The following is a 22,982-nucleotide window of genomic DNA, read 5'->3' as shown; positions in this document are numbered from 1 at the left end:
TTTGCCTGGGTTTCAATTCAAGTCAGCCGGCGCGGACAGCCTGCCGCGCACCGCGGTCGCGGCAGCAACCGCCGGAGACACCAAATGCGTACGGCCGCCTTTACCCTGCCGCCCCTCGAAGTTGCGGTTGGAAGTCGCGGCGCATCGCTCGCCGGGAGAGAGTTGATCGGGGTTCATCCCCAAGCACATCGAGCATCCCGCCTGCCGCCAGTCGGCACCTGCGGTGATAAAAATCTCACCGAGGCCTTCTTCTTCGGCCTGCGCTCGTACCCGCATGGAACCCGGGACGATCAGCATCCGCACGCCGTCGGCGACCTTTCGGCCACGCAGCACCTCAGCCACCACCCGTAGGTCTTCGATACGGCCGTTGGTACATGACCCGACGAACACGGCGTCCACCGCGATATCGCGCATCGCGGTACCCGGTCGAAGGTCCATGTACGCCAATGCCTTTTCGGCGGCCTGCCGTTCGGCGTCATCGGTCATCAGCTCCGGATCCGGCACCGCGCCCGCCAGTGGCACGCCCTGACCCGGATTGGTTCCCCAGGTCACAAAGGGGCTCAGCGAGGCTGCGTCGAGGTAGACCTCGGTGTCGAAGACGGCGTCGGGATCGCTGTGCAGTTGTTGCCAGTAGGCCAATGCGGCGTCCCATTCGGCACCCTTCGGCGCGTGCGGACGGCCGCGGATGTATTCGTAGGTGGTCTCATCCGGGGCCACCATGCCGGCGCGAGCACCGGCTTCGATGCTCATATTGCAGATCGTCATCCGGCCTTCCATCGACAGCGATTCGATAGCGCTGCCCCGATATTCGATGACGTGGCCCTGTCCGCCGCCGGTCCCGATCTTGGCGATCAGCGCAAGGATGATGTCTTTGGCCGATACACCGGCGGGCAATTGACCGTCCACATTGACCGCCATCGTTTTGAACGGCCGCAGTGGCAACGTCTGGGTGGCCAGCACGTGCTCGACCTCAGAGGTGCCGATTCCCATTGCAATTGCGCCAAAAGCGCCATGGGTCGAGGTGTGGCTGTCGCCACACACGATCGTCATTCCCGGCTGCGTCAAGCCCAATTGGGGTCCGACGACGTGCACGATGCCTTGCTCGATGTCACCCATTGGATGCAGGCGGACACCAAATTCCGCGCAGTTGCGGCGCAATGTCTCAACCTGTGTGCGAGAAATCACATCGGCGATCGGTTTGTCGATGTCGACGGTTGGGACGTTGTGGTCCTCGGTGGCGATCGTCAGGTCCGGCCGCCGCACCGGTCGTCCGGCCAACCGCAGACCGTCGAAAGCCTGCGGGCTGGTCACCTCGTGCACGAGGTGGAGATCGATGTAGATCAGGTCGGGTGCGCCGTCTTCGCCGCGTACCACAACATGGTCGTCCCAAACCTTCTCAGCCAGCGTGCGCGCCATCTCTGCCTCACTTCGTTGCTTCGCGCCGCGCCGATCGATCAGGCTGTGATCTCAGAATGCGAGACGCTAGTATCTCCTTGTGAGACAGCATAGCGGTATCGGGGTCCTCGACAAAGCTGTGGTCGTTATGCACGCGATCGCGGAATCTCCCTGCGCGCTTGCCGAACTGTGTGAGCGAACGGGCCTACCGCGGGCCACGACGTATCGACTGGCGGCCGCGCTCGAAGTCCACCGCCTGCTGGGACGTGACGAAGCCGGCCGCTGGCATCTGGGTCCCGCGGTCAGCGAGCTTGCGGCACGCGTCACCGATCCCCTGCTGGCCGCCAGTGCGGCGGTGCTGTCTGAGTTACGGGAAACCACCGGAGAGAGCGTGCAGTTGTACCGCCGCGAAGGGACGACACGAGTCTGTGTGGCCGCGTTGGAACCGTCGGCGGGGCTTCGCGATACGGTCCCGGTCGGGGCGCGGTTGCCGATGACGGCGGGCTCCGGGGCCAAAGTCCTTCTGGCCTACAGCGACACCGAAACCCAGCAGGCGGTGTTGCCGGCAGCCATGTTCACCGACCGCGCGCTGGCCGAAGTGCGGCGGCGCGGGTGGGCGCAAAGTGTGGCCGAGCGCGAACCGGGGGTGGCCAGTGTCTCGGCGCCGGTGCGCGATAGCCGTGGCGTTGTGGTGGCAGCCATTTCGGTCTCCGGTCCGATCGACCGGATGGGGCGGCGCCCCGGGGCGCGTTGGGCGGCCGACCTATTGGCCGCCGCCGACGCACTCACCCGCCGGCTCTAGCGGGAGGGCGCTGGGCTGAGCGCGATAAGGCTGGCTGGGTTGGCATCGAAGAACGGCGCGCGTGCGCGTCAGCGTATGGGAGCGCTACATCACCGCAAGCTCGGCCTGCCGTCTATGCCCGTCGGCGGCACCGCCCCCGCCGCCGGCCAGACCCGCCGAAAAACGTAAAAGTCCCCCACTTTCGTGGTGAAATGAATGACTTTACGTCTGCGCGGCATGATCGGGCGATGCCGAGTTAATTGACAAATATCTGACGTAGAATTGATGCATTTCTGACATTCGACGAGGAGCGAGATGCCCAAACCCCGCCCAGACGACGGCAGTCAGCGGCCCGGATCGCCGCCGACTGACCGAGTAGTGGCAGTCCTCGAAGTCCTGGCGACCCAGCACGAGCCGAGTTCGGTCGCGTCAATCGCCTCCCGACTGGAGCTCAACCGATCGACCGCGACATCGATCCTGCTCTCGCTTGAAAAGGCCGGGTGGGTGACTCGGCAGTCGGATCGCCGATACACCTTGGGGCCGGGGCTTATCGCCGTCGCCGATGCAGTGCACCAAGCGTTCCCCGTTTCATCCGATATCAGCCACACCCTCGAGGAATTGGCGCAACGCGCGGGTTGCGGAGCAACGCTGGCCTGGGTCGGTACCACTGACATGACCTTCCTCGCCAGCGTCCCCGGCAGGCGCAAGATGCCGGCCGGGGTCAGTGTCGGCCTCCGGTTGCCCGTAGGCGCGCCCGCCTGCGCGGCGGTGATCGCGCACCGCGATGCGCACGCACGCCGCGAGTGGCTGGACACGGCGAAGCCTGGTGATAAGCCCATCCTTGAGGATGTGCTGTCACAAATACATTCGAGCGGCGTGGCGGTTTACGGGTTGGGTGAGTCAGACCCAATGGTGCTTGACTTGCTTGGCGAGGTAGCCGAACTGCTGACGGAGAACCCGCAGCGCAGCTCGCTACGGCGGCGAATGTTCAGGTTGTTCTCCGAGCTCGCCCCAATCCCTTACACCGAAGAGCAACTCGCCTCTGAGCGGCCACTGTCAATCGGTTTCCTATCGGCTGCGGTATTCGCTGACGGCAAGGCAAGTTACGAGCTGCAGCTCGGGCCGTTGTTGCCGGAAGTCGGCCGATCGGAGCGTGACCGCTATATCAATGAGCTCCGCGCGACGGCGGACAAGCTCAGCACCGGCGCAAAGGCCTTGCACCGCAAGGGTTGACGATCGACCCCGGCAAGACCAGTGAACGCGGCTGTCCTTCGATCCGGCCGCACTCGTGGTGACAGCGGACAGGTCAGGCAAGGGTTGTCCTGCGGGTGCGAAGTTATAGAGGTAGAGCGCAACAACCGTTAGGCAGGGTTATTTCCCGCGGGCGAAGGTTCTGTTTCAGCCATTACCGTCGGCGAGGAACCAGTCGCCGATGGTGTCGACCCGCTCACCCAACAACCCGGCGGCCGCGTCGATGCCGTTGTGGCGCAACCCCAATCCTGACCAACCCGAGACCAGACAGCATCAGATGACTAAGCCCGACTCGACCAGCCGGCCGACAGTGCGTTCCCCAGACGGCCGGTGGCGTACGGGACTAACTCTGCGCCCGAACCGCTGTCGTTTGCGCAGCGGCCAACGACGGTTCGCCATCGAACCGCCGCACTAGCAGCGCCGTGGCCGCTAGGCTGCCGTCGAGCCAGCGGGCGCGGCACTGGAACCGTTGCACTTTGCCGCTGGTCGTCTTGCTCACGCTGCCGGGCGGCCCCACTACCACCACCGAGCAGCGCAGCCGGTGGTCTTCCAGTACGACCGCCCGCGCCGCTTCAACCACACCCGACAACACATCGTCTGGGGCATCAGCGCTGACTTCCACCAGCACCGCTAGCCCTTCGCTACCGCCCTCCTCTATGGCAAACGCCGCGATCCCGCCCGGCCTGATTGCGGGATGGCAATTCCGAAGGCTTTCTTCAATATCTTGCGGATAGATATTGCGGCCCGCCAAAGTCAGCACGTCTTTCATACGACCACACACATACAGCTCACCATCGTGCACAAAGCCCAGGTCCCCGGTTCGCAGGTAGCCACTGCTGCCAGCCACACCAGCCAAGCGAGCCGCGAAGGCGGCCCGGGTGGCCTCCGGTTTGCCCCAATAACCCGCGGCCTTGCTCGGCGAGTCCACCCAGATCTCGCCGACCCGGCCCTCGTCCAGCGGCGCGCAGCTCTCCGGGTCCACAATGCGCACGTCGACGTCGTCGGTCAACGCACCGCAGCCCCTGAAGACCTTTGACGCGGGCCCGTCGTAAGGAACCGCTATCCCTTGCGCTTCGAGCTTATGCGTGTCCACTCGTAACGTGGAGCGCCCGAACAGGGTTACTCCGACAGTATGTTCGGCCAGTCCGTAGGCGGGGCAGAAAGCCTCGGGACGCAGACCGGCGACGCTGAACGCCTCCAAAAAGGTGCGAATGGTGTCCTCACGGACCGGTTCTGCCGCACTCATCACCATCGACAGCGAACTCAGGTCCCATTGCGCACGCTGTTCGGCGGTGGTCTTCCGCACCGCCAGTTCGTAACCGAAATTCGGGGAGACCGTGTGCGTGGCGCGCACGCGGTGCATGACCTCGAACCACAGCGCAGGCCGCCGGACAAAACTCAATGGCGACATCAAGGTGAGCTCGAAATTGCCCGCCAACGCGTTCAGGATGGCGCCGATAAGCCCGAAGTCGTGATACGCGGGCACCCAGAAAACTCCCCGCATATTCAGCCCAAGTCCGAGGTGCCGGCGCTCGAATTCTTGCTGATGCTCCAAGTTGCCGTAAGTGATGACGACGCCTTTGGGGGCGGAGGTGGTGCCCGACGTGTACTGCAAGATGGCGGGAGTGTCGTGACTTGGGGCCCAGCCTGAAGCCGCATCGAAGGACGAGCCGAATCCGCGCGTCCGGCGGTTCATGATGCCAGGCGAGGTGGCGTGCCAGTTTAGGTTTGCGGGCCAGACAACGGTGCGTCCGGTCATCAAAGACTTGGCCGCACCGAGGCGTCGGGCGTTGGCATACTGCCGATTGGTCAGCACCGCTTTTGCATTGCAATCAGCCGCGATCCGCTGCAGAGGCTCAATCGACTTTTGCGGATTGACCGGGTTCGGCGGATACACGGGAACCGCCAGTACCCCCGCGGCCATACAACCAAGGAGGGCACGAACGAAGTCCAGACCGGGTGGGTACACCAAGAGTGCGTGATCGCCTGGTACCAGACCGCAACGCTGCGTGAGCAACCCAGCCGCTGCATTCATTTCGGTCACCACATCAGCACGACTCATCGACTCAGTGACGCGACCTCGATCATCGACAAAGGTGATGGCGGGGGAATCAGGAATCTGCACCCCAAGTTCTCGAATCCGGTCCAACATCAGCGACATTGGCAGTGAGCCTCCAATCCCTGTAGGTGATCTCTGCTAGGCGTGAAATGAGGGGTCGGGTCGCCGCCGACACCGACAATTCATTGCCGAGCCCTTAAGTGAGCCCTTTGGTGCGCACCTCGTTGTGTGTGACTACAGACCTGAATGGAGGGCGGCGAGGCCACTTCCGCACAGAGAGCAACCTGGAGCCCTGCCTGACGCTTAGCCGCCGTGCGCGCGGTGGCACGACCTTGCAACCGTGTACGAGATTGACAACTATTCGTCGTCTTATTGACGGATAGTCAATATACCTGAGGGCGGAAACACACACAAGACTCGGCCTGGCCCCCCTCGAGGGGATGCAGCACCGGGTTACTTGCGAGCCCGACGGAGCCGGCGTCTTCCCCTCAATTGGTCGCGTTTTCAAGTCGGGACAGCTCCGAGGAGTCCAGTCGGCGTCTCGACAGGAAGATGGCGACAATATCTGTGCGCCTGCAGATTCCGCGCTTTGTTAGGAGCCGTTCGTGGGGCCATCCGACCAGATCGGCACCGAGGTTCCTGAGGACGGCGACGAAAGTACGCATCCAAGCGAGGGTTTCATCGCGGTGTCCGAACACCGTGCGGCACCTCATCCGCCAATTCCTCAATGGCACCGCCGAATTGGCGCCCGCCCCGTTGGGTATCGGACTGGCCATCGAGCTAGCGCAGCAGCTCTTGACCGGCCCCTCCTACCAAACTCTTGTGCGCGGTGCCACCCTCGGGTAGATTAACTATCTGTCATCGTGGTGACGAATAATCGTCACCACGGCGATAGTGGCGTAAGGCGAGAACGCGGTCGAGCCAAACTTCGGTTGCCGTTTGAGCGGGAGTGGGCTCGATGCCCCGCATTAGGTCTGTAGTCACACACGACGAGGTGTGTGTGTAACGGGGGATGCCTTCATCCCGCCCGCTGCAAGGAGTGAATCCCATGAATTTCCAGGTGCTCCCACCCGAGATCACCTCCCTGCAGATTTTCGGTGGCGCGGGGTCGGGACCGATGTTGGCGGCAGCGGAGGGCTGGCAAGGACTGGCCGCGGAGTTGAACGCGGCGGTGACGTCGTTCGAATCGCTGACTACTGAGCTGGCGAGCGGGGCGTGGCAGGGCGCGGCCTCGGCGGCGATGACGGCTGCGGCGACCCCATACCTAGGGTGGCTGAGCGCGGCCAGCGTGCACGCCGAGACGGCAGCCGGCCTGGCTCAAGCGGCTGCGGCGGCGTTTGAAGCGGCGCGAGCGGCGACGGTGTATCCGGCGGCGATCGCGGCCAACCGCAACCAGTTCGTCGCGTTGGTGAACTCAAACCTGTTGGGGCTCAACACGCCAGCCATTTTCGCCGCCGAAGCCGAATACGAGATGATGTGGGCCCAAGACATTGCCGCGATGGTGGGCTATCACGGCGAGACTTCTGCGATCGCCGCGGCGTTGACGCCAATCGTCCAACCGTTGACGAAGCTTGCAAACCTGCCGACTCAGGCCGCCGCGGCCATGTCCGCCACGTTGACCGGACCCCCACCCGCCGCCGTCGAGATACCCACAATATCCCTTCCGCCCTTTAATATTCCCCAGCTACGGTTGCCGACTTTAAGTCTTCCGAGTTTGGGAATCAGCAACTTCAGCCTGCCCGAACTCAACATTCCCCAGATATCTCTAGGTAGTTTCAGTCTACCGCCCACAAGCATATCGCTGTCGATGCAAAGTCTGACCATACCGTCGTTCACCTTCCCCGCCATTTCCCTACCGAGCATAACTATCGGCGGATTTAGCACCCCGCAACTCGCGACGGCACCATTCGTACTGCCTTCAGTACAATTCCCAACTAGTGGATTCTATTTTCCATCCGGCGGGGATTTGGCCTTCGCCAATAAGAATATATTAACCAATGGCGGAACAACTTCTCTCAATTATGTCTCCATAATGATCGGACCCGTGCCGAAGGTCTTGTTCAGCATGCCTGAACCTATTGGTATTAGTCTTGACTTGAAGCTGCCGCAAAATATCCCCGTTAACTTCGCCCTTCGTGTATCGATGCCGAGCAACACCCCCGGCATATACATCGGCGATTTCAACCTCGCGACGAAACAGTTCGAGCCAGGTGCCGCCGGTTTCGTCCTGCCGCCTATCGAAATCACCGGGTTCACCACCCCGAGTATCTCCATTCCCTCTTGGCAAACCCCCGAAATCACCCTCACCAACCTTGGCGCAACGATCGACATCGGGCCGATCGACATTAACGGGGTCTCCCTTGGCCCGCTGATCGTTCCCCCCATCAATATTGGGCAATTCGAAATACCCAACATCGCTGTCGGCGCCATCGACCTCGCTGGGTTCAACACTCCCCCGCTCACCGTGACCGGCGGTTCTATCGGCTCCGACTTCTTCAATCTCATCCCGAAGATCGGTATCGAGTGGCCTAATCCACTCTCGGGCCTCATGAACCCCGGGCCTGATGGCCCCACCCTAGGGCCCATCACCACGCCGGCTATTAGCGTCAGCGTCGACTCGCCCCAAATAACGATTCCCCAGATCTCGTTCCCCCCGTTCAACCTAAACGCTGTAACTGTTCCACCGGTTAATCTGTCGCCATTCAGCCTGGGTTCGATTAGCGTACCTAATATTCAAGTAAACGCGATCAACGTCGGCGCAATTGACATACCAAGTATCAGCATAAAACCCCAATTACCAAATATTAGCATCGGCACCTTCACGGCGCCCGCCATCACCGTCGGCAACTTTAACTTACCTGCGATCAAAATCCCGGAAATAACAACGCCGGAAATCACACTCTTCAACCCACATGCAGGTCCTAACGTTGCTTTGGGCATGCGGATTGACTCGGTCGCCTTCGTTGGCCTAGGTAATTCGCTGATTTCACTTAACCCCAACCCATTCGAGACATCGGTGAACATCGCGATTCCCCCAACTCAAATTCCGCCCCTCACATTAATAAACGGCAGGAGCTTCGACAGGGAGTTTAGCCTGGTGATAGACAACGTAGCGGTCGGGGCCTTTACCCTGCCTCAACTCACGATTAACCAGTTCAATCTCGCGCTGCCCACCGGCCCGCAGCTGAATCTGTCCGACCTCGGCATCGGCAACATCTCTCTTAGTAGCCTCAGCCTCCCCCAAATCACCGTTCCACCGATCGGAATCGGACCGCTCACCGGTACCACTTTGCCGCAGATCGACCTCGACGGCATTCAGGTTGGCGGCTTCAGCAGCCCCCCGATCGTCCTTCCCCCCATCAAATTCACTCAGACCATCTTGCCGAGCTTCACCCTGCTGCCAGCCATATCGCTCTAGCACCCGACCAGTACTGACTATTCGGAGATAGGCACTCATGTCATTTGTGATCGCCACACCCGAGCTGCTGACATCCGCCGCCGCTAGCTTGAACTCCCTGGGGTCCTCGCTGAGCACCGCCCACACGGCGGCGGCATCGGTAACCACCAGCGTAGTGGCCGCGGCCCAGGACGAAGTGTCGGTGGCCATCGCGACGCTGCTCGGTCAGCATGCGAAGGCGTACCAGGCGGCGGCCACGCAGGCCGCGCTGCTTCACGACGCATTTGCAGGGCGCCTGTCGGCGGCGAGCGGTGCATACGCGGCGGCGGAGGCGGCTAATGTTTCGCCGTTGCAAGCCTTTGAGCAAAGCGCCCTGGCTGCAATCAACGGGCCTGCCGAGGCGATGGTGGGGCGTCCGCTGCTCGGCGATGGGGCCAACGCGACCACCCCGGGCGGCAATGGCGGTGCGGGCGGGTTGTTGATCGGCAACGGTGGCAATGGCGCGGCGGGAGCGCCCGGCATGCCGGGCGGCGACGGCGGGCCTGCCGGGTTGTTCGGCAACGGAGGGGCCGGTGGGGCCGGCGGCGCCGGTGGCGGCAGAGGAGGCAACGGAGGGCCTGCCGGCTGGTTCGGCAACGGAGGGGCCGGTGGGGCCGGCGGCTCCGGTGGCGGCGCCGGCGGCAACGGTGGGGCTGCCGGTTTGCTGACGGGGGTCGGGGGGGCGGGCGGTAGCGGTGGTATCGGCACCGATAACCCCACGGGCATCGGTGGCACCGGCGGAGCTGGCGGTGCCGGCGGGCCCGGCGGGTTGTTCACCAACGGCGGCACCGGCGGGGCCGGCGGTCAAGGTGGCCAAGGCGGGATCGGTGCGAATGGTCCCGCCAACACGCAGGGCGGCACCGGCTTCACCGGCGGCGTCGGCGGCCCCGGCGGCCCGGGAGGCCAAGCCCCGCAGCTGTTCGGCCAGGCCGGGGCCGGTGGACCGGGTGGCCAGGGCGGCACCGGCGGGACCGGTGGAAACGGTGGTGACGGCATCACCCCCGGTGCCGGCGGAACCGGGGGCACTGGGGGTATCGGCGGCCTGGGCGGCGCCGGCGGCAGCGCCGGCGGGTTGTTCACCTCCGCCGGTCCGGCGGGCGCCCCGGGCACCGGCGGTACGGGGGGCCTCGGTGGCAATGGGGGCAACGGCACCCAGGGCATCTCTGCCGAGCCAGGCAGCGGAGCCAGTGGAGGCCAGGGCATCGCTGGCGGGAGTGGTGGCCAGGGCGGTAAAGGTGGGGCGGCACTGCCCGGCGGTCTCGCCGGAAACGGCGGGAAAGGTGGAAACGGCGGCACCGGTGGCACCGGTGGGGACGGGGGCTCTGGAGAGCCTACCGGCGGCCCCGGCGGTAACGGCGGAACCGGCGGCACCGGCGGTGCGCCTGGCCCAGGTGGGCTGTCGGGGGGTCTCGGCGGGAGAGTGGGCCAGCCCGGACTCGGTGGAGACGGAGGAACCGGCGGACGGGGCGGCGACGCCACGGGGACTAACGCCTATGCCGGCGGCAACGGCGGGACCGGTGGATCGGGCGGCGGTCCCGGAGGTAACGGCGGCAACGGGGGCAACGGAGGCACCGGCGGCATGGGTGCACCCGGCGCCGATGCCACAACAACCACCGGCCCCGTCATAGGTGGTACGGGCGGAACCGGGGGCGCCGGAGGCCAGGCCGGACTCTCCGGCGGCGCGGGTGGCAAGCACGGCATCGGCGGGCAAGGCGGACAAGGGGGACAAGGCGGGCAAGGCGGCAAAGGCTCAGCAGGCACCAGCGGAGAGCCCCCCACCGCCGGCGGCCAGGGCGCCCAGGGCGGCCAGGGCGGCAAAGGGGGCGCTGGCGGAAGGGGCATCAACGGGATCGGCGGCGGTGACGGTGGCAAGGGCGGCATCGGTGGCGAGGGCGGTACCGGCGGCACCGGTGGCGACTACACCGGCGTCGCCACCGCTTCGCAGGCCGGTACCGGCGGCATGGGCGGCAAAGGCGGCACTGGCGGCGACCCCGGTCTAGGCGGGCGCGGAACCGATGGTGGCGCGGATGGCGCCCTCGGCACCGGAGGTACGGGCGGCACCGGCGGCAACGGTGGCCAAGGCCAGCAGGGCATGTCCGGCCAAGGCAGCGGATCTCCAACTCAGGCCGCGTCCGGCCAGAAGGGCGGTGACGGAGGCCGAGGCGGCCAAGGCGGCGACGGCGGCAAGGGGGTCGCCGGAATCGGCGGCGGTAACGGTGGCATCGGCGGGGTCGGTGGCCAGGGCGGCGCCGGCGGCACCGGCGCCAACGGCGCTATCGGTCAAGTCGGCGGAACCGGCGGCACCGGCGGTACCGGAGGTGCCGCCGGGGCGGCTGGGTCCGGAACCGACGGTGGCACACAGGGCAAGATCGGCACCGGCGGCACCGGCGGCACCGGCGGCACCGGCGGGCGGGGCGGCCAAGGCGCCAATGGCTCCGACAGCTACGCCCCAACCGCCGGCGGCCAGGGCTTCGACGGCGGTGCCGGGGGCCAGGGCGGCTCCGGCGGCGCCGGCGACGGCAAAGGCGCTCACGGCGGCAACGGCGGCCAAGGCGGCACCGGCGGCCAAGGCGGCGCCGGCGGCAACGGCGGCAACAACACCAGCAGCGGCGGCAAGGGCGCCGACGGTGGCAACGGCGGCAACGGCGGCAAGGCCGGGGCGGCCGGCGTAGGAAGGGACGGCGGCGCGAACGGCAGCATCGGCTTCGGCGGCAACGGCGGCAACGGCGGCAACGGCGGCAATGGCGGCGACGGTGCGAGCGGCACCGACAGCGGCTCCCCCACAGCCGGTCAGACGGGCGGCCAAGGTGGCGCCGGAGGTAAGGGCGGCGATGGCGGAGCCGGCGACGGTAACGGCAATCACGGTGGCGACGGCGGTAAGGGCGGCATCGGCGGTGCCGGTGGCAACGGGGGCAACGGCGGCAACAAAACAGGCAGCACCGGCGGCAGCGGTGCGAACGGGGGCAACGGCGGCAACGGCGGCACCGCCGGGGCGGCCGGTGTCGGAACCGACGGCGGAAGTAACGGCACCGTCGGCACGGGTGGCAAAGGCGGCAACGGAGGCAACGGCGGAAGCGGCGCCCCAGGCCGCGGCAACGACGGCACCGGCGACCCCGGCGGCAGCGGCGGCAAAGGCGGCAACGGCGGCGCCGGCGGCGACGGCATCGGCGGCGTGGGCGGTGGCAACGGCGGCGACGGCGGCAAGGGCGGCAACGGCGGCAACGGCGGCAAGGGTGAAAACGCCCCGGCTTTCAAGGACGGACGAAGCGGCGGCAAGGGCGGCGCGGGAGGCGCCGGGGGCAATGGCGGCGACGGCGGAGCCGGCGGGGGCTCCGGCGGCAACGGCGGCTCCGGCGGCAGCGCCGGCAACGGCGGCAACGCCGGCCACGCCAAGACCGCCGGCTATGACGGCGGCACCGGCGGTGCCGGTGGCACCGGCGGTGCCGGCGGCATCGGCGGCAAAGGCAACGGCACCGGTGACGGCGGCAAAGGCGGTACCGGTGGCGCCGGCGGCCAAGGCGGCATTGGCGGCGACAGCCGAGGTGCCAGAACTGGCGGCAAGGGCGGTGCCGGTGGCGCCGGTGGCATCGGCGGCGACGGCGGCTTGGCCACCGGCAGCGGCACCGCCGGCGACGGCGGCGCCGGCGGTGCCGGCGGTGCTGGCAATCACGGCGGCCACGGCGGCAACGTCGTAAACGGCCGCGGCGGCAACGGCGGCGCCGCCGGCACTGGCGGTCAGGGCGGCGCCGGAGGCAATAACACCGGCACAGGCGACGCCGGTAACGGCGGCGCCGGCGGCACGGGCGGCAAGGGCGGTGGTGGCGGCACCGGCGGCTCCGGCGGCAGCAATACTCGAAACCAAGGCGGCGCGGGCGCCACGGGCGGCACCGGCGGCGCGGGCGGTGCCGGCGGCACATCTACCGGCCCCAGCGGCAAAGGGGGCAACGGCGGCGACGGCGGCGCCGCCGGCGACGGAGGCACAGGCGGCACGGGCGGCGCCGAGAGCTTCGGCGGCCCCGGCGGAAACGGCGGCATAGGAGGCGCCGGGGGGCAAGGCGGCGACAGCCCGATTACCGAAAACGGCGGCACCGGCGGCAAAGGCGGAAACGGCGGAAACGGCGGAAACGGCGGTCCGGGTTCGTTTATCAAAAGCGACGGCGACGGCGAGGGCGGCGACGGCGGCAGCGGCGGCAACGGCGGGAACGGCGGCAAGAGCGGCCCACTGTCAGGTCAAAGCGGCAAGAGCGGCTCCGCCGGCAGCCCTAACAATAAGACCCAAGGCGGCTTCTTCGGCACCGGCGGCGCAGGCGGCCAAGGCAGCAAGGCCGTCCTCTGATCGATGGATCATCGGGTGGCGGGTTATGGACCCGAACACCCTGCGGCGACTCGAGCCCTGCGGTGGGACACCGGCAGTGTCGAGGCTCGGCGTTTCCCTTGACCAGGATCTCGCGCTCACTTCTCGTGCCACTCACCGCATCCTTGTGCAGACCTTTCACCTTCAGCTAAATTTAATATTCGTCATCTTTATGACGAATAATTGTCATATTGCTTTCAGGCGATAGTCCTGCGCGTGGCGAGAAGCGGTCAAGCAAGCGTGCGGGCTGTCATCCGCGCGGGATTGGTTTCGCTGCCCAGCGTCGGGTTTGGCGTGACGTCCAACGACGGGTGCATGAACCGGTGACGCTTCGCACCGGAGATAGGCAACGCACATGTCGTTCGTGATCGCCACCCCCGAGGTGTTGACATCCGCCGCCGCCAGCCTGGGCTCGATTGGGTCGTCGTTGAATACCGCCAACACCACAGCGGCATCAGTGACCACCGGTTTGTTGGCGGCGGCCCAAGACGAGGTGTCGGTGACCATCGCTGCGCTATTCGGGCAGCATGCCCAGGCCTACCAGGCCGCGGCCGCCCGAGCCGCCCTGCTCCATGACGAATTCATGCAACACCTGTCCGCCGCGGGCCGCGCCTACGCAACCGCCGAAGGGACCAACGTCTCTCCGCTACAAGCCGTCGAGCAAGCCGTGCTGGGGGTAATCAACGCCCCGACCCAGGCGCTGCTGGGGCGTCCGTTGATTGGCGACGGAGCCCACGCCACCACCGCAGGCGGCAACGGCGGTGCCGGCGGGCTGCTGATCGGCAACGGCGGCAACGGCGCGGCAGGTGCGCCCGGCCAACCCGGCGGTGATGGCGGTGCCGCCGGGTTGTTGATCGGCAATGGTGGGGCCGGTGGGGCCGGTGGGATCGGCGGCGCGCGCGGCGGCAACGGCGGGGCCGCTGGGCTGCTGATGGGATTCGGCGGGGCGGGCGGTGCCGGAGGTATCGGCACCGACAACCCCACCGGCATCGGTGGCGCCGGCGGCGCCGGAGGGGCCGGCGGGCCCGGCGGATGGTTCACCAACGGCGGCGCCGGCGGAGCCGGCGGCATGGGCGGCCAAGGCGGCAACGGTGTCAGCGGCCCAGCCGACACCCAAGGCGGCATCGGCTTCACCGGTGGCCCAGGAGGCGACGGCGGACCCGGAGGCCAGGCCCCACTGCTGTTCGGCAAGGGCGGGCCGGGAGGTCCGGGCGGATCCGGCGGCACCGGCGGGATCGGCGGAAATGGCGGCGACGGCCTCTCCCCCGGTACCGGTGGGACCGGGGGCACCGGAGGGGCCGCAGGCCAGGGCGGCGCCGGAGGTGCCGGCGGATTAGTCACGCCCGCCGGGCAGGCGGGAACCCCGGGCGCCGGTGGCACCGGGGGCACCGGTGGAAACGGCGGCAACGCTACCGCCGGCATCTCTGCGGTGGCAGGCACCGGAGCGACCGGGGGCCAGGGCATCACCGGCGGGCAGGGCGGCCAGGGCGGTACGGGTGGGGCTGCACCGAATGGCGGCATTAGCGGTAACGGTGGTAACGGAGGCAATGGCGGCACCGGGGGCACCGGCGGAGATGGAGGATCGGGCGCGCCCGAAGGCGGCGCCGGCGGTAACGGGGGCATCGGGGGCACCGGCGGCGCCCCGGGCCTTGCCGGGCTGTCGGGCGGTCCCGGTGGCCGCGCGGGCAACCCCGGACTCGGTGGCGACGGAGGGAACGGCGGGCGCGGCGGTGACGCCACCGGAACCAACGCCTTTTCCGGCGGTAATGGCGGGGCTGGCGGATCCGCCGGCGGCCCCGGCGGCAACGGCGGCAGCGGCGGCACCGGCGGCACCGGCGGTACGGGCGCGGCCGGGGCCGATGCCACGGAAACCGACGGCCCCGAGCAGGGTGGTATCGGCGGAACCGGGGGCGCGGGCGGCCAGGCCGGACTCGCCGGCGCGGGTGGCAAGAACGGCGTCGGCGGGCAAGGCGGGCAAGGCGGACAAGGCGGACAAGGCGGACAAGGCCTTTCGGGCGTTGACGGAGAATCACCCACGGGCGGCAGCCAGGGCGGCCAAGGTGGCCAAGGCGGTCAAGGTGGCGCCGGCGGCAACGGCATCGGCGGCATTGGCGGCGGCCAGGGCGGCACCGGTGGCATCGGCGGCCAAGGCGGCCAAGGCGGCACCGGCGGCGCCAACACCAGCACCGCCGCTGCCGCTGGAGTCGGCGGCGACGGCGGCAAAGGCGGCACAGGGGGCACCGCCGGATTTGGCGGACTCGGAACCGACGGCGGCGCCGACGGAAGCATCGGCACTGGCGGGACCGGCGGGACCGGCGGCAACGGCGGGCAGGGCGGACAGGCCCTGCCCAGCGCCAGCGGCACCGGTTTCCAGGGTGGCACCGGAGGCCGCGGCGGCCAAAGCGGCGACGGCGGCAAAGGCATCAACGGGATCGGCGGCGGCCAGGGCGGCACCGGCGGCATCGGCGGTCAAGGCGGCACCGGCGGCGACGGCGGCAACGCCCAGCCCGGGGCCGACGGCTTCGACGGCGGCAAAGGCGGCACAGGGGGCGCCGCCGGAATTGGCGGACTCGGAACCGACGGAGGCGTCGACGGAAACATTGGCAACGGCGGCAACGGCGGGCAGGGCGGACAGGGCCAGTCCAATTCCAGCGGCCCCGGTTTCCAGGGCGGCACCGGAGGCCGCGGCGGCCAAGGCGGCGACGGCGGCAAAGGCATCAACGGGATCGGCGGCGGCCAAGGCGGCACCGGCGGCATCGGCGGCCAAGGCGGCACCGGCGGCGACGGCGGCAACGCCCAGCCCGGAGCCGACGGCTTCGACGGCGGCAAAGGCGGCACCGGAGGCACCGCCGGCGCGGCCGGCACCGGAACCGACGGCGGCGCCAACGGAAGCATCGGCACCGGCGGCACCGGCGGGACCGGCGGCACCGGCGGACAGGGCGGGCAAGGGGCCGACGGCACGACCAGCACTTCGCCGACCGCGGGCGTGCAGGGCGGCCAGGGCGGCCGAGGGGGCCAAGGCGGCGACGGCGGAGTCGGCGACGGAAACGGCGCGCACGGTGGCGCCGGCGGCAAGGGCGGCATCGGCGGCATCGGCGGCACCGGAGGCACCGGCGGTGACAACACCGGCACCAGCGGCCTGGGAGCGGTGGCGGTGGCACCGGTCTCGGCCGTCGGGCACCGACGGCGGCGCCATCGGCAGCGTCGGCACCGGCGGCGACGGCGGCACCGGCGGTAACGGCGGGAAAGGCTACACCGGCAGCACCGGTGTCAGCAGCAGCTCGCCCACCGCCGGCGACCAGGGCGGCCAGGGCGGCGCCGGCGGCAAAGGCGGCACCGGCGGCGCCGGCGACGGCAACGGCGCGCACGGGGGCAACGGCGGCGTCGGCGGCGTCGGCGGAGCCGGTGGCACCGGCGGCGACGGCGGCGACCACACCGGCATCTCCACCGCCATCACCGCAGGCCAGCGGGGAAAGGCGGCAAGGCGGCGGCGGTCGGTCGGCGGCGGCAGCGGAACCGACGGCGGCGCGGATGGCGCCGGCGGCAACGGCGGCATCGGCGGCAACGGCGGCAACGGCGGGCAGGGCCAGCAGGGCATGACCGGCGCCGACGGTTTATCTCCGACTGCAGGTTCACAGGGCGGCATGGGGGGCCAAGGCGGCCAAGGCGGCGACGGCGGCGAGGGCATCAGTGGGATCGGCGGCGGCCAGGGTGGTATTGGCGGTATCGGTGGTCAAGGCGGCATCGGCGGCACCGGCGGCGAAGGGTTGGCGGGCGAGCGCGGCGGAACCGGCGGCCGGGGCGGCACCGGCGGTGGTGCTGGCGCCGCCGGCAACGGAACCGATGGCGGCGTAGCTGGCGCGCTCGGTACCGGCGGTACCGGCGGTGACGGCGGCACCGGCGGGCAGGGTGGGCAAGGCAGCGATGGCGCCAGCGGAGAATCCCCCACCACCGGTGAGCAGGGCGGCCAGGGCGGCGACGGCGGCCAAGGTGGCGCCGGCGGGGCGGGTGACGGCAACGGTGCACACGGCGGCGCCGGCGGCAAGGGCGGCATGGGCGGCATCGGCGGTACCGGCGGCACTGGCGGTGACAACACCGGCACCAGCGGCCTGGGTGGAAACGGAGGCCAAGGCGGCACCGGCGGCACCGCCGGGACGGCTGGCGTGGGAACCGACGGCGGCTCCGGCGGCAGCATCGGCACCGGCGGCACTGGCGGCACCGGCGGCACCGGCGGGACCGGCGGCAACGGCGGGCAGGGCGGACAGGGCCAGTCCAATTCCAGCGGCCCCGGTTTCCAGGGCGGCACCGGAGGCCGGGGCGGCCAAGGCGGCGACGGCGGCAAGGGCATCAATGGGGTCGGCGGCGGCCAAGGCGGCACCGGCGGCATCGGCGGTCAAGGCGGCACCGGCGGCGATGGCGGCAACGCCCAGCCCGGAGCCGACGGCTTCGACGGCGGCAAAGGCGGCACCGGCGGCGCCGCCGGCGCGGCCGGGAACGGAACCGACGACGGCGCGGTGGGCACAGTCGGCACCGGCGGCACCGGCGGGACCGGCGGCACCGGCGGACAGGGCGGGCAAGGGGCCGACGGCACGACCGGCACTTCGCCGACCGCGGGCGTGCAGGGCGGCCAGGGCGGCCGAGGGGGCCAAGGCGGCGACGGCGGAGTCGGCGACGGCAACGCGCACGGCGGCGCCGGCGGCAAGGGCGGCATCGGCGGCATCGGCGGCACCGGAGGCACCGGCGGTGACAACACCGGCACCAACGGCCTGGGAGGAAGCGGTGGCTAAGGCGGCACCGGCGGCTCCGCCGGGGCCGGCGCCGGCACCGACGGCGGCGCCATCGGCAGCGTCGGCACCGGCGGCGACGGCGGCACCGGCGGTAACGGCGGGAAAGGCTACACCGGCAGCAACGGCGCCAGTAGCAGCTCGCCCACCGCCGGCGACCAGGGCGGCCAGGGCGGCGCCGGCGGCAAAGGCGGCACCGGCGGCGCCGGCGACGGCAACGGCGCGCACGGGGGCAACGGCGGCCAAGGCGGCATCGGCGGAGCCGGTGGCACCGGCGGCGACGGCGGCGACCACACCGGCATCTCCACCGCCATCACCGCAGGCTCCGGGGCCAGCGGCGGCAACGGCGGCACGGGCGGCACGGCCGGCTCCGGCGGCAGCGGAACCGACGGCGGCGCGGATGGCGCCGGCGGCAACGGCGGCAATGGCGGCAACGGCGGCGACGGCGGACAGGGCCAGCAGGGTAGAGCCGGCACTGACGGCGGCAGCGGATTTCCCACCGCCGGCAGCCAAGGCGGCAAGGGGGGCGGAGGCGGCCAAGGCGGCGCCGGCGGCGCGGGAATCGGCGGCGGCGGCGGCAACGGCGGCAACGGCGGCGAGGGCGGCACCGGCGGCAACGGCGGCAACGGCGGTCCGGGTGCCGGCAGCTCGGGCCAGCCCGGCGGAAACGGCGGCCGGGGCGGGACCGGCGGTAGCGCCGGGGCGGCCGGCGCCGGGACCGACGGTGGCGCGTCAGGCACCATGGGCTTCGGCGGCGACGGAGGCACCGGCGGCACCGGCGGGCAAGGCGGGCAAGGCCGCAACGGCGTCAGCGGCAGCACCCCCACCCACGGCGGCCAAGGCGGACAGGGCGGCGCCGGCGGCCTGGGCGGCGATGGCGGCAAAGGCGACGGCAATGGCGCGCACGGCGGCAATGGCGGCCAGGGCGGCCAGGGCGGCAACGGCGGCACCGGCGGCAACGGCGGTGACAACACCGGCACCAGCGGCCTGGGTGGAAACGGTGGCCAAGGCGGCACCGGCGGCACCGCCGGGGCGGCTGGCACCGGAACCGACGGCGGCGCCGGCGGCAGCATCGGCACCGGCGGTGACGGCGGCACCGGCGGCACCGGCGGGAAAGGCTTCACCGGCGGCAGCGGCGCCAGCGGCAACTCCCCCATCGCCGGCAGCCAAGGCGGCCAAGGCAGCCAAGGCGGCCAAGGCGGCCAAGGCGGCCAAGGCGGCGCCGGAGGTGCGGGCATCGGCGGGATCGGCGGCGGCCAGGGCGGGACCGGCGGCGACGGCGGCGCCGGTGGCAATGGCGGAAACGGCGGCAACAACACCAGCAATGGCAAGGGCGCCAATGGCGGCTCGGGCGGCACCGGCGGTGGTGCCGGGGCGGCCGGCACGGGAACCGATGGCGGGAATGACGGCACCGTCGGCACCGGCGGCACCGGCGGCAACGGCGGTCGCGGCGGAAACGGCGGCCAAGGGGCAAATAACACCGGCGCAGGCGGCGGCGGCGGTAATGGCGGAAACGGCGGCAAGGGTGGAGCCGGCATCGGCGACGTCGGCGGCGGCACCGGCGGCAACGGCGGTAACGGCGGAACGGGCGGGGTCGGCGGCGCCGGGCGCAATGTCCCGATCTTCACCGACGGAGACGACGGCGGCGTGGGAGGCGCCGGAGGCCTCGGTGGCGCTGGCGGCGACGGCGGAACTGGCGGGGGCTCCGGGGGCAATGGCGGTCGCGGCGGAAACGGCGGCAACGGCGGCAACGGTAGCAACGCCGACACCGCTGGCTACCACGGCGGCACCGGTGGCGCCAGCGGCGCTGGCGGCAAAGGCGGTGCCGGTGGTATTGGCAACGGCACCGGTAACGGCGGCAACGGCGGCAACGGCGGCAACAGCGGCACGGGCGGAATCGGCGGCGACAGCAGGGGCGCACAGGACGGCGGCAAGGGCGGTGGCGGCAGTACGGGCGGCGCCGGCGGCGTGGGCGGGGAGGCCACCGGCAGCGGCACGGGCGGCAGCGGCGGCACTGGCGGCAAAGGCGGTTCCGGGGGCCACGGGGGCCACGGCGGCAACGTCTCCGGTGGTGCCGGCGGCCGCGGCGGCCACGCCGGTGCCGGTGGCCAAGGCGGCGCCGGGGGCAACAACAGCGGCACCGGCGACGCCGGCGCCGGCGGTACGGGCGGCGTCGGCGGCACGGGCGGTGGCGGCGGCACCGGCGGCAGCGGCGGCAGTGGCTCGAGCAACAGAGGGGGCCTCGCCGGCCGGGGCGGCACCGGCGGCGCGGGCGGCGCCGGCGGTGATGCTACCGGCACCAGCGGCAAAGGCGGCGCCGGCGGTGGCGGAGGCGCCGGCGGTGACGGCGGCGAGGGCGGCACCGGTGGGACCCTCTCCTGGGGTGGCGACGGCGGCAACGGCGGGGTCGGCGGCAATGGTGGTGGCGGCGGTGACGGTGCCGGCACCGACGCCGGTGGTGACGGCGGGACCGGCGGCAAGGGCGGCCACGGCGGCAGCAGCGGCCCCGACGTTGTCGTCGGCGACGACATCGGCGGCGATGGCGGCAGCGGCGGCACAGGAGGCACTGGGGGCACGAGCGGCACGGGTGTATTGGGTGACGCGGGCGACACCGGGAAGGCCGGCTTCAACAACCTCTATGCATTTGGCGGCGGAGGGGGCGACGGCGGCGCGGGTGGTGCCGGCGGCAGCGACGACAGCGACAATGATTGAACCAGCGATTCGCACTCAGGTTTGCGCCAGCCCACCACGGATCGTCCCGGCGACCGCCTGACAAACTGACGCCATGGGAACCAATCAGCGCGCGCTTATCGTCATGTCCGAGGCTGAGATCGCCGACTTCGTCGCCACCAGCCGCACCGGCACACTGGCCACCATCGGCCCCGATGGCCAGCCGCACCTGACGGCGATGTGGTACGGCGTGCTCGACGGTGAAATCTGGCTGGAAACCAAAGTGAAGTCACAAAAGGCCGTCAACATCAAAAGGGATCCGCGGGTCAGCTTCCTGATCGAGGGTGGCCACACCTATGACACCCTCCGCGGGGTCTCCTTCGAAGGCGTCGCCGAGATCGTCGACGATCCAGAAACCCTGCACCGAGTCGGAGTCAGCGTCTGGGAGCGCTACACCGGGCCGTACACCGACGAGATGAAGCCCTTCGTCGACCAGATGATGAACAAACGGGTCGCTGTGCGCATCGTCAGCCGCCGCACCCGCTCCTGGGACCACAGCAAGCTCGGCCTCCCGCCCATGCCGGTGGGCGGCTCGACCGCACCGGCCGCGCAATAGAGCCCGGCCGGCCGCGGCGGCCGCGCTAGCCCGGCGAGCAGACGCGAAATCCCCCAACGAAATTGGGGGATTTTGCGTCTGGTCAATACATTTGTAGCCCCGATGGGATTCGAACCCACGCTACCGCCGTGAGAGGGCGGCGTCCTAGGCCGCTAGACGACGGGGCCGGACCGATCCGAGCAGTCAGCATAGCTCACGCCCGTAAGCCCACCTAATCAGGCTCTTCGGATTCCAGCGGGGTCCGGTGCTGGCTCTAGGGTCGGCGTGCCCTGCGGTTGTAGGGACGAAGGTGCCTGAGTCTTTGAAGCGTGACCATCAAATTCAAAAGCACCTTCGTCCGTTATGAGCCTAGTCAGATCGTCGAAGCCCTGGTCGGGCTCAAGGATGTCCGCGTCCTGGCCTATCGACGTATCGGTCCCGATGTCGAGCTGGAGATCGAGCAGGCCGTCGTTGAGCGGTTATGCCCGACATGCGGGGGCGCCGGCCGGATCAAGGAGCGGCCGATCGTGCGCTATGTCGACCTGCCCGTCTATGGCCAGCCGATGCGTCTGGCGTGGCGCAAGCACCGTTTGATCTGCCGGCGAACCGACTGCGCGGGGACGAGTTGGACCAGTGCCGACCATCGCATCGCGGCCAAGAACTGCCTGCTGACGACCCGTTGTGCCAAATGGGCGACCATGCAGGTCGGGACCGGTCGTGCGGTCTCCGATGTCGCCAGTGAGTTGTCCTGCGATTGGCACACCGTCAACGACGCGGTCATGACCTACGGTCGGGCGCTGCTTGCTGCCGACCGGCGTCGCCTCAACGCCACATCCGCGATCGGCTTGGACGAGACCTCTTTTGTGAAACTGTGCAGCCGCCGGGGCCGTTGTTATGCGACCACCGTCGCTGATGTCGCCAACCACCAGATCATCGAGATCCTGCCCACCCGAAGCTATGTCGATGTCGCCGGCTGGATCGACCGACAACCCCTGGCCTGGAAACACCGCATCCGCTTCGGCGCCCTGGACATGTCGGCGACCTACGCCGCGGTCTACACGGTGATGCTGCCCCGCGCCCAGCAGGTCGTCGATCCTTTCCACTGCGTGCAACTGGCCAACCGGGCCCTCGACGAGATTCGACGACGCGTGCAGCGTGAAACAAAGGGTCACCGCGGCCGCCGCCACGACCCTCTCTACCGGGTCCGCCGGTTACTGCTCACCGGTGAAGAACGCCTCGATGCCAAGGCCACCCAACGCCTGAGTTCTCTCCTGCAACTGGGTGATCCCCGCGGCGAAGTCGCCCTGGCCTACCGGGTCAAAGAACGACTGCGCGAGTTCTACCGCTGCACAGACATCCGCACCGCCCGCACGATGCTCTCCGAACTGATCGACCACTGCCTACGCCCGAGCCTGCCGCCCGAACTGAACAAACTCGCCCGCACCTTCAAAGCCTGGTTCGACAAGATCTGCAACTTCCACATCGCCCGCGTCAGCAATGGACCCACCGAAGCCCTAAACAACCTGATCAAACGCATCAAACGCATCGGCTACGGCTTCACCAACTTCGAGAACTACCGCGTCCGAGCACTGCTCTACGCCGGCAAGCCCAACTGGCGCGTCCTGACATCCATCGTCGTCCGATGAACACAGCACCC

12 protein-coding genes and 1 tRNA gene are annotated in these 22,982 nt (G+C 69.7%); 9 read left to right on the top strand and 4 right to left on the bottom strand.

All coding sequences use genetic code 11. The features are described from left to right. Positions 1-12: 12 nt before the first annotated feature. Positions 13-1,416, bottom strand: a complete 1,404-nt coding sequence (leuC, locus tag G6N68_RS08020; protein ID WP_163710111.1) for a 3-isopropylmalate dehydratase large subunit — start codon at positions 1,414-1,416, stop codon at positions 13-15. Positions 1,417-1,495: 79 nt separating this feature from the next. On the opposite strand from leuC, the gene G6N68_RS08015 reads away from it, so the two are divergent. Next, on the top strand, positions 1,496-2,197 hold the full coding sequence (locus G6N68_RS08015) for an IclR family transcriptional regulator (protein ID WP_163710107.1): 702 nt from the start codon (positions 1,496-1,498) through the stop codon (positions 2,195-2,197). A gap of 294 nt (positions 2,198-2,491) precedes the next feature. Next, the gene (locus tag G6N68_RS08010) at positions 2,492-3,409 is read left to right on the top strand and encodes an IclR family transcriptional regulator (protein WP_069421938.1); all 918 of its coding nucleotides are present in this window, start codon (positions 2,492-2,494) and stop codon (positions 3,407-3,409) included. 361 nt (positions 3,410-3,770) lie between these two features. On the opposite strand, the gene G6N68_RS08005 is transcribed toward G6N68_RS08010, so the two are convergent. Further along, positions 3,771-5,588, bottom strand: coding sequence for a fatty acyl-AMP ligase (locus G6N68_RS08005; protein ID WP_163710104.1), 1,818 nt, complete (start codon positions 5,586-5,588; stop codon positions 3,771-3,773). 597 nt (positions 5,589-6,185) lie between these two features. Here G6N68_RS08005 and G6N68_RS08000 point away from each other — a divergent pair. From G6N68_RS08000 to G6N68_RS07985, 4 genes are all read left to right on the top strand, one after another. Further along, complete coding sequence (locus tag G6N68_RS08000; protein WP_156789329.1) at positions 6,186-6,332, top strand: hypothetical protein; 147 nt, start codon at positions 6,186-6,188, stop codon at positions 6,330-6,332. 202 nt (positions 6,333-6,534) lie between these two features. Next, positions 6,535-8,904, top strand: coding sequence for a PPE family protein (locus G6N68_RS07995; RefSeq protein ID WP_163710101.1), 2,370 nt, complete (start codon positions 6,535-6,537; stop codon positions 8,902-8,904). A 37-nt stretch (positions 8,905-8,941) separates the two neighbouring features. After that, on the top strand, positions 8,942-13,258 hold the full coding sequence (locus G6N68_RS07990) for a PE family protein (protein WP_163710098.1): 4,317 nt from the start codon (positions 8,942-8,944) through the stop codon (positions 13,256-13,258). Positions 13,259-13,631: 373 nt separating this feature from the next. Next, positions 13,632-16,514 carry a PE family protein gene (locus tag G6N68_RS07985; RefSeq protein ID WP_163710095.1) on the top strand — a complete coding sequence of 961 codons (2,883 nt, stop codon included), beginning with the start codon at positions 13,632-13,634 and terminating at the stop codon, positions 16,512-16,514. Positions 16,515-18,170: 1,656 nt separating this feature from the next. Here the strand turns inward: G6N68_RS07985 and G6N68_RS32330 are convergent. Further along, on the bottom strand, positions 18,171-18,800 hold the full coding sequence (locus G6N68_RS32330) for a hypothetical protein (RefSeq protein ID WP_163710092.1): 630 nt from the start codon (positions 18,798-18,800) through the stop codon (positions 18,171-18,173). A gap of 1 nt (position 18,801) precedes the next feature. Between G6N68_RS32330 and G6N68_RS32325 the strand changes: the two genes are divergently transcribed. Both G6N68_RS32325 and G6N68_RS07970 read left to right on the top strand, forming a co-directional pair. Beyond that, on the top strand, positions 18,802-20,772 hold the full coding sequence (locus G6N68_RS32325; RefSeq protein WP_163710088.1) for a hypothetical protein: 1,971 nt from the start codon (positions 18,802-18,804) through the stop codon (positions 20,770-20,772). 73 nt (positions 20,773-20,845) lie between these two features. Continuing rightward, on the top strand, positions 20,846-21,346 hold the full coding sequence (locus G6N68_RS07970) for a pyridoxamine 5'-phosphate oxidase family protein (protein ID WP_163710086.1): 501 nt from the start codon (positions 20,846-20,848) through the stop codon (positions 21,344-21,346). A gap of 94 nt (positions 21,347-21,440) precedes the next feature. Here the strand turns inward: G6N68_RS07970 and G6N68_RS07965 are convergent. Continuing rightward, positions 21,441-21,513 (bottom strand) — tRNA-Glu (locus tag G6N68_RS07965). 141 nt (positions 21,514-21,654) lie between these two features. Between G6N68_RS07965 and G6N68_RS07960 the strand changes: the two genes are divergently transcribed. Beyond that, positions 21,655-22,971, top strand: coding sequence for an ISL3 family transposase (locus G6N68_RS07960; RefSeq protein ID WP_163710082.1), 1,317 nt, complete (start codon positions 21,655-21,657; stop codon positions 22,969-22,971). Positions 22,972-22,982 lie beyond the last annotated feature (11 nt).

Source organism: Mycobacterium bourgelatii (assembly GCF_010723575.1).
Taxonomy (GTDB): domain Bacteria; phylum Actinomycetota; class Actinomycetes; order Mycobacteriales; family Mycobacteriaceae; genus Mycobacterium; species Mycobacterium bourgelatii.
This window is presented reverse-complemented; position numbering and strand designations above follow the sequence as displayed.